5 protein-coding genes are annotated in these 6,588 nt (G+C 60.3%); 4 read left to right on the top strand and 1 reads right to left on the bottom strand.

Annotated elements, in window-relative coordinates:
* Positions 1-157 precede the first annotated feature (157 nt).
* From GBM95_RS05265 to GBM95_RS05250, 4 genes are all read left to right on the top strand, one after another.
* Positions 158-1,720 carry an autotransporter outer membrane beta-barrel domain-containing protein gene (locus tag GBM95_RS05265; RefSeq protein ID WP_152158131.1) on the top strand — a complete coding sequence of 521 codons (1,563 nt, stop codon included), beginning with the start codon at positions 158-160 and terminating at the stop codon, positions 1,718-1,720.
* 254 nt (positions 1,721-1,974) lie between these two features.
* Complete coding sequence (gene tadA, locus GBM95_RS05260) at positions 1,975-2,931, top strand: tRNA adenosine(34) deaminase TadA (RefSeq protein ID WP_226963166.1); 957 nt, start codon at positions 1,975-1,977, stop codon at positions 2,929-2,931.
* Complete coding sequence (locus GBM95_RS05255; protein ID WP_152158130.1) at positions 2,928-3,905, top strand: S66 peptidase family protein; 978 nt, start codon at positions 2,928-2,930, stop codon at positions 3,903-3,905. The genes tadA and GBM95_RS05255 overlap by 4 nt, the downstream gene beginning before the upstream one ends.
* Positions 3,902-5,848, top strand: coding sequence for an ATP-binding response regulator (locus GBM95_RS05250; RefSeq protein ID WP_152158129.1), 1,947 nt, complete (start codon positions 3,902-3,904; stop codon positions 5,846-5,848). Before GBM95_RS05255 ends, GBM95_RS05250 begins: the two co-directional genes overlap by 4 nt.
* A gap of 4 nt (positions 5,849-5,852) precedes the next feature.
* Here the strand turns inward: GBM95_RS05250 and GBM95_RS05245 are convergent, their stop codons facing one another.
* Entirely contained in the window at positions 5,853-6,512 is a 660-nt protein-coding gene (locus GBM95_RS05245) for a response regulator transcription factor (RefSeq protein ID WP_139687630.1), read from the bottom strand.
* Positions 6,513-6,588: the final 76 nt, after the last annotated feature.

Here is a 6,588-nt window from a genome sequence, read left to right as displayed (position 1 = left end):
CTGTTTTACGAATGAGAGTACCCTCTATGCACAGGCGGCCTGACCCCAAGCGCCACACAGCACCATCCGTCAACTATTAAATACCTTTGTTAATATTTCCGCAGAAGCAGAAGACGCAAACGCCTTTGGCATCGCAGCAGACGGCGATCTGGCGCGTATGACTTTCGGAAATGCATCTGTCCATGCGCGCTCAGAAGCCGGAACTTCCCGCGGCATTGCTGCAGTCAACAAAGGCACGATTCATCTCACCGGAGACATTCACTCGATCGTCGCCGAAGGACCGAATTCCATCGGCCTTCTCGCTGAAAATTCGGGACAAATGGTTTTGTCCGGCCGCACCATGGCAACGGGCGACTCCATGGGCGTCAAGATTGATAAGACTTCTTCCCTCTCGCTCACGGGGCAGGCCCTTTTGTCAACCAACACGATTGATAGCAAAGGCACGATTAATCTGGCTGAGGATGCGGTTCTTATTGTTGAGGGCGCCGCAGGCGGCAGTTCCATTCTGAACAAGGTCGCGGCAGAGGGAGCGACGGTAGCCGTTGGTGCCGGAGACTTTTCGCTCGCTGCACTGCAGGGCCGCGGAAATACGCTCTTTGTCCCTGTGCTCAAAGCGACAGATTCAGTTGCCATTGATTCGGCGTCATTTTTGAGGGTTGCATCAACGGGCAGTTCGAGCGACGAATATGCAAATGCCAGGGAAGCTCTCAATGCTTTGCAGACAAAGGTGAGGATCAAAGAGGGGACGGATAATGTTTATGAGATCGAGGAAGGTACGGTAAACGACGGCATTGTTGCCGTGCAGAACGATGACGGGACCTGGTCGACCACCATCAGAGAAAATCAGAAGCTGGCAAGGTTCCGTTCGGTCAATGCGCTTTCTGTTCTCGCATGGCGGCATGAGATGAATTCGCTCAGCAAACGCATGGGAGAACTTCGGGACTCTCCTGCGGGCGTCGGAAGCTGGGTGCGTCTCTACGGGTCAGAACAGGAATATGGCGCAAAGAGCGTAAAGAACAAAAGCACGACTATTCAGGTCGGTTCGGATGTCTCTGTCGGCGACTGGAGGGTCGGTCTTGCCGGCAGCTACACCGACGGCCAGGCGGCCTATGACCTGGGAGAAGCCGATACGGACAACTACGGCATTTCGCTCTACGGCACCTGGCTCATACCCTGCGGGGCGCATGTCGATCTGATCGCACGCTTCAACCGCCTCGAGAACGACTTCGAACTCAACGGCATGAAAGGCTCCTACAGCAACAATGCATGGAGCTTCAATGCCGAAACCGGCTACAAGTTCGCCTTTGCAGAAGAGCGCTTCTTTGCCGAGCCGCAGATCGGCCTGAGCTACGGCCGGGTGGAAGGCGCCCGCTTCAGGACGGAAAACGGTATGGAAGTGGATCAGAGCGACGTCAGGGCACTCATCGGTCGAGCGGGTATCCGCACGGGCATGTCCTTCCCGGAAAAGAAAGGCACGATCTACGCACGCGTGTCGGTTGTGCATGACTTTGAGGGCGACCTTACGACGACCTATCGCTACGGAGCAGTCTCAAGGAATGCGTCTGAGGACGATTTCGGCGGCACCTGGATGGAGTACGGTCTGGGGGCGAACTTCAGCCTGACGGAGAGCACGTACGTCTACGCGGATCTTGAACGCAATGACGGCGGCAAGGTAAAAGAGAACTGGCGCTGGAATATCGGCCTCCGTCATGCCTGGTAGCTCATAGACGTAAGACCTGGATTGCGGCCAGCGGGAGCTTTCCTGAAGAGAGAAGGCTCCCTTATTTTCTATGTGGAACCTGGGGCTGCTCGTTGGAAAGGCCCTGCACCTTCCGGGCGAACAGGCAAGGTTGGAAAAAATGAAAAAGGCATTGTCTTTGCCGCAAAAGTACGCCGCACGTTGCACCGCCTGAGATAATCTGCGTGCGTTCAGACGAGCGTTCGTGAATATTTTTATTGCCTCACCGGAAGCGAATGAGATGCCTGACCGGCGTCTCGTACATTTTGATGTATCAGCTCTTCAATCCCGACTTTTCCATCAGCGACATCGAACGCTTTACGGAGCTTTCGATCCGCAGGGGCATTCCCCTGAGTTCCCTCATTGCGGCCGACCCCAAAGACCGCAGAATTGTGGCGGGTGCGGCGCTTCTGGGAGAGGTCGGAAAAAATCCTTCCACCGAGTCGCTCCTCGACGCTCTCAGGGACTTCCTTTCGGGCCCGGGCGACTGGCTAAAGGCCTCGCCAGAGGAGCTGCTCGATGCTGCAAAGGCGGAGGGGTTCGTTGAAGAGCAGGGCGGCGCCGCAAACATCCGCCTCGAGCCGCGCCCGGACGTCACTGCCGCGAGGCTTCTCGATGATCTCGAAGCCGCGCGCGTGATTCTGGAAGAGCGCCGCGCCCGTATGAAGGAGACCCTTCAGAAGAAGAACCGCGAGGCGAATGCGCCGAAGCGCCCCTCCGGAAATCCTGAGGAAGACGTCCGCTTCATGAAGCTCGCGCTTGAAGAGGCCCGCAGGGCCGGAGAAGCGGGCGAAATCCCGGTGGGCGCGGTCGTGGTTGAGGACGGCCGCGTCCTTGGAAAAGCCGGCAATGAAACGCTCAGAACGGGCGACCCGACGGCGCACGCCGAGGTGTTGGCCTTAAGGCGAGCAGCTTCTGCAGCCGGGAACCACCGCCTCACGCAGACGACGCTCTACGTGACCCTGGAACCCTGTCCGATGTGCGCGGGGGCCATTTCTGAAGCCCGGTGCGCGAGGATCGTTTATGGTGCGGGAGATCCGCGCCGGGGAGCGCTTGCCGGTGCATTCCGGCTTTTCGACATCCCGGGCGTCAATCACCGGCCCGTCATTGAAGGCGGCGTTCTCGGCGAGGAAGGCGAAGCGCTCATGCGGGACTTTTTTGCCCGCAGAAGAAAGGAGAAAACCCAATCATGACGAAGCAAGCAGATTCAGCCGCTCTGAAGCCTTTTGAGCCTCCCCGCCGCGTGATCATCCCGGCGCCGTCGTACCAGGTCCTAACGCGAAGGGGAGAAATCGACCACGAAAGGCGCGAGAAGGCGATTGCCTCCATCGAATCGCTCGGCATGATTCCGACCCTCATGGGCGGCGTTTTCGAGCAGACGGCGCGGTTTGCCGGCACGGACGAAGTCCGGGCGCGCGACTTCGAGACGGCGCTCTTGTCGGAAGATGCCGACCTGGTGATGCCGCTTCGCGGCGGCTACGGCATGACGCGGCTCCTTCATCTCCTTGACTGGCAAAAAATAGCTTCAGCCCGGGTGCCGGTTGTAGGATTCTCGGACTTCACCGCCTTCAATCTGGCGCTTCTCGCGATGACCGGGCGCTATTCCTGGCAGGGGCCGATGCTGATGAGCTTTGCGGATCCCGATCCCTTTATGGCGGAGCGCTTCCGCGTCGTTTTCGGCGAAAACCCCGGTCCGCTCGCCTGGGAAGCAGAACCTGCGCTCCTTGGGGACATGCCGAAGCAATTTGAACGGACGGGCACGCTCTGGGGCGGAAATCTATGCCTGATCGAGAGTCTTCTCGGAACCCGGTGGTTCCCGTATGAGGAAACGGGAAGCGGCATTCTTTTTCTGGAAGACGTGGGGGAAGCGGCGTACCGCGTTGAACGGATGCTCCTTTCGCTCCTTGAGTCCGGAGTCCTTCATCGACAGAGGGCAATACTCTTCGGCGCCTTCACGAATGCGGACGACGCCGTGCGCTTTGAGGGCGACCAGACGCTTGCGCGCACGCTCGGCTACATCCGCTCGCGACTCCCGGGCTCTATCCCGATGGTGACGGGGCTTCCGTTCGGGCATATCGACAGAAAGGCGACGCTTCCGGTGGGGCTTCCGGCAACCCTTTCGCTCGACGGCAGGCGCGCGAGGCTCAGCTGGAGAATGCCGTCATGACCTTCTCGTCGCGCCGCTCCATATTCGGGTTTCTGAAGGCCTTCATGAGTCTGCCGACGTCGCGGAGCATTACAGCGCGCACGCTCGTGAAGCTTTTTCTCACATCGCTCAAGCTCTACCCGGTGGCGCTTGCCGCGCAGTTCATCGGCATGGCGGGCATCGCCGCGGCTTTCTGGTCGACTGATGCACCGAGATCTGCGCTCATCATCTGGGCGGTCTTCGGGCTCCTTGAACTCTGGATTTCGCTCGTCTTCGTGCGCTCCTTCTGGCGCGATCCGAGGAAAGCCGAGCACGTGAGGCTCTGGATCCGCCGCTGGACGATGCTCGCTTCGAGCGCGGGACTGATCTGGGGCGGCGCGGGCGCTGCCCTGATGCTCCCTCAGTCGGGGATCTATCAGGTTGTGGTGGTGGCGGTGATCGTCGCCGTCACGTTCGCGAGCTGGCCCGTCTACTCCTGCTGGATGCCGTCGCTTACCGCCTTCACGCTCCTCTCGCTCGCGCCCGTGACGGTGTCCGTTGCCGCCCAGTACGGCATCTCGCAGACCATCATGGCGCTCATTCTCCTTGTCGTCACGGGGTTCGTGCTCTATTCCGGGCGCAGGCTCAACGAGATGATGCTCTCGGCCATTCTGAACGACGACCAGAACGAGCGGCTCGTGCAGCGCCTCAAGGTTGAAGTGTCGCGCTCAGAAGCCGCCCGCCGGAAAACGCAGCAGGAGAGTGAACGCCGGGCGCAGTTCTTTGCCGCCGCCAACCATGATCTGAGGCAGCCCCTGCAGGCAATGGGGATCTTTCTCGATATTCTGAAGCGCCGGGCGACGCCCCAGACGGCGCCCGTGATCGAACAGATCACGCGAACCTCGAGCTCCATTTCCACGCTGGTTGAACAGGTTCTTGAAGTGACGCGCATGGAATTCGGGCGGCTTGAGCTTCATCCGGAAGCAATTTCAATCCCCGAACTCTTCTTCGACATCGAGCGCGAATTCGGGCCCGTGGCGAGAAAGAAGGGTTTGAAGCTCCGCGTCCGGCCGATACCCGCCACCGTCACCACAGACAGGCTCATGCTCCGCAGGGCGCTCCAGAACCTCATCACGAACGCCATACGCTATACCGAGAAGCCCGGCGCTGAAGTCGTGGTAGCAGCCCGCCGGATCGGGCGCTCGCGCGTCACGCTCGGCGTTTACGATGCAGGTCCCGGGCTCACGGCGGAAGAAAAGAAGAGGATCTTTGAAACCTTCTACCGGGGCGCGGCCGGGAAGCGGAATCCCGGCGACGGCTTCGGGCTTGGTCTCTCCATTGTGAAGGGCATCTGCCGGCAGCTCGGCATCGACCTCACGATCGGTTCGCACCCGGGGCGCGGAAGCGTTTTCAGGCTCGGTCTCAATCTCGACGAGAGCGAGCAGGTGAAGTACCTTGAGAAGGAAACGCCGCCGAGCGAATTGATTGAACGCCTCGACGGAGCAGCGCTCCTCCTCGAGGACAATCCCTTCGTCAAGGAAGCGCTTTCCGCAAAGCTCGCGAGCTGGGGAGCAGAAGTGATTGCCGCGGAAGCCTGGAGCGAAGAGCTCCTCGAGCGCGTGAAGGAAGCGCGTGCGAGGAAAGGGAGGTTCATTCTCCTCTCCGACTACAACCTGGGCGACGGAGAGGTGACGGGACTTGCTGCCGCCGGTCTTCTCGAAGCCGGGCTCGGCGCGGAAATCCCGACGGTACTCCTCACGGCGGTTGCGAGAGACCTGATTGAAGCGGATTTCCGCGAGAGAAAGCAGGCGGGAAAGCCCCTGCCGAAGGAAATGCCCGTAATTCTCCAGAAGCCGGCATCAGACGTGGCTTTGAATGCCGCCATAGCGCGGGCGGCGGCAAGAGTGGAGCCCGCGGCGATGTCGCTCGCACGGAGCGAGAGCTCTCAGGAGGACTCTCCGGCCGGTGAGCGGCCGGAGCTTTGAGCGGTTAAAGGTCGATGTCGAACCCGGCGCGCCTCGCGGCGAGGAGCGCCTCGGTGCGGTTTGAAGCGCCGAAGGCGCGGTAGATCGCCGCAACGTGGGTCTTCACGGTGCCTTCGGAAAGGTCGAGTTCGCGGCAGATGCGCTTGATGGGCGCGCCCTGCGCGAGGAGCGCAAGCACGTCCTTCTGGCGTTCGGTAAGGTGCACGGGCTCTTCGGCGCTCGACTTGAGATGCGCCGCCGTGCGGGTGAAGAACCCAACGCGCTGGGATTCCGTGAGGAGCTTCGACGGAATGAAGACGCCCCCTTTCAGCACAAAGTCAATGGCGTTCCCGAGCATTTCGGTGTCGAGCGACTTCGGCACGAAGCCCGCGGCTCCGAGCTGAAGCACGCGCATGATGCTTTCCTGGTCGGCAAGCCCCGAAACCACGAGGATCTTGAGCATCGGCTGCATGCGGACGATCTCTTCCATGAGTTCGGTGCCGGTGACGTCGGGCATCGAGAGGTCAAGGATCAGGAGATCGGCATCGCCCTCGCGATTCACGAGATCAAGCGCCTCGCGGGCAGTAGCGGCAGTGTGGACTTCCGCCTCCGGATCGCGGTCTTCAAGCATCAGCGAAAGTGCGCCCGTAATGAGGGCGTGGTCGTCAACGATGAGGTACTTCATGAATTTTCAGGGTTAAAAAGCGATGCCTGAGGGGAATTAGGCTCCAACAGAAAATTTTAACGCGCTGTGAGCTCAT

This window comes from Sutterella seckii (assembly GCF_009183815.1).
GTDB classification, from domain to species: Bacteria; Pseudomonadota; Gammaproteobacteria; order Burkholderiales; family Burkholderiaceae_F; genus Sutterella; species Sutterella seckii.
This window is presented reverse-complemented; position numbering and strand designations above follow the sequence as displayed.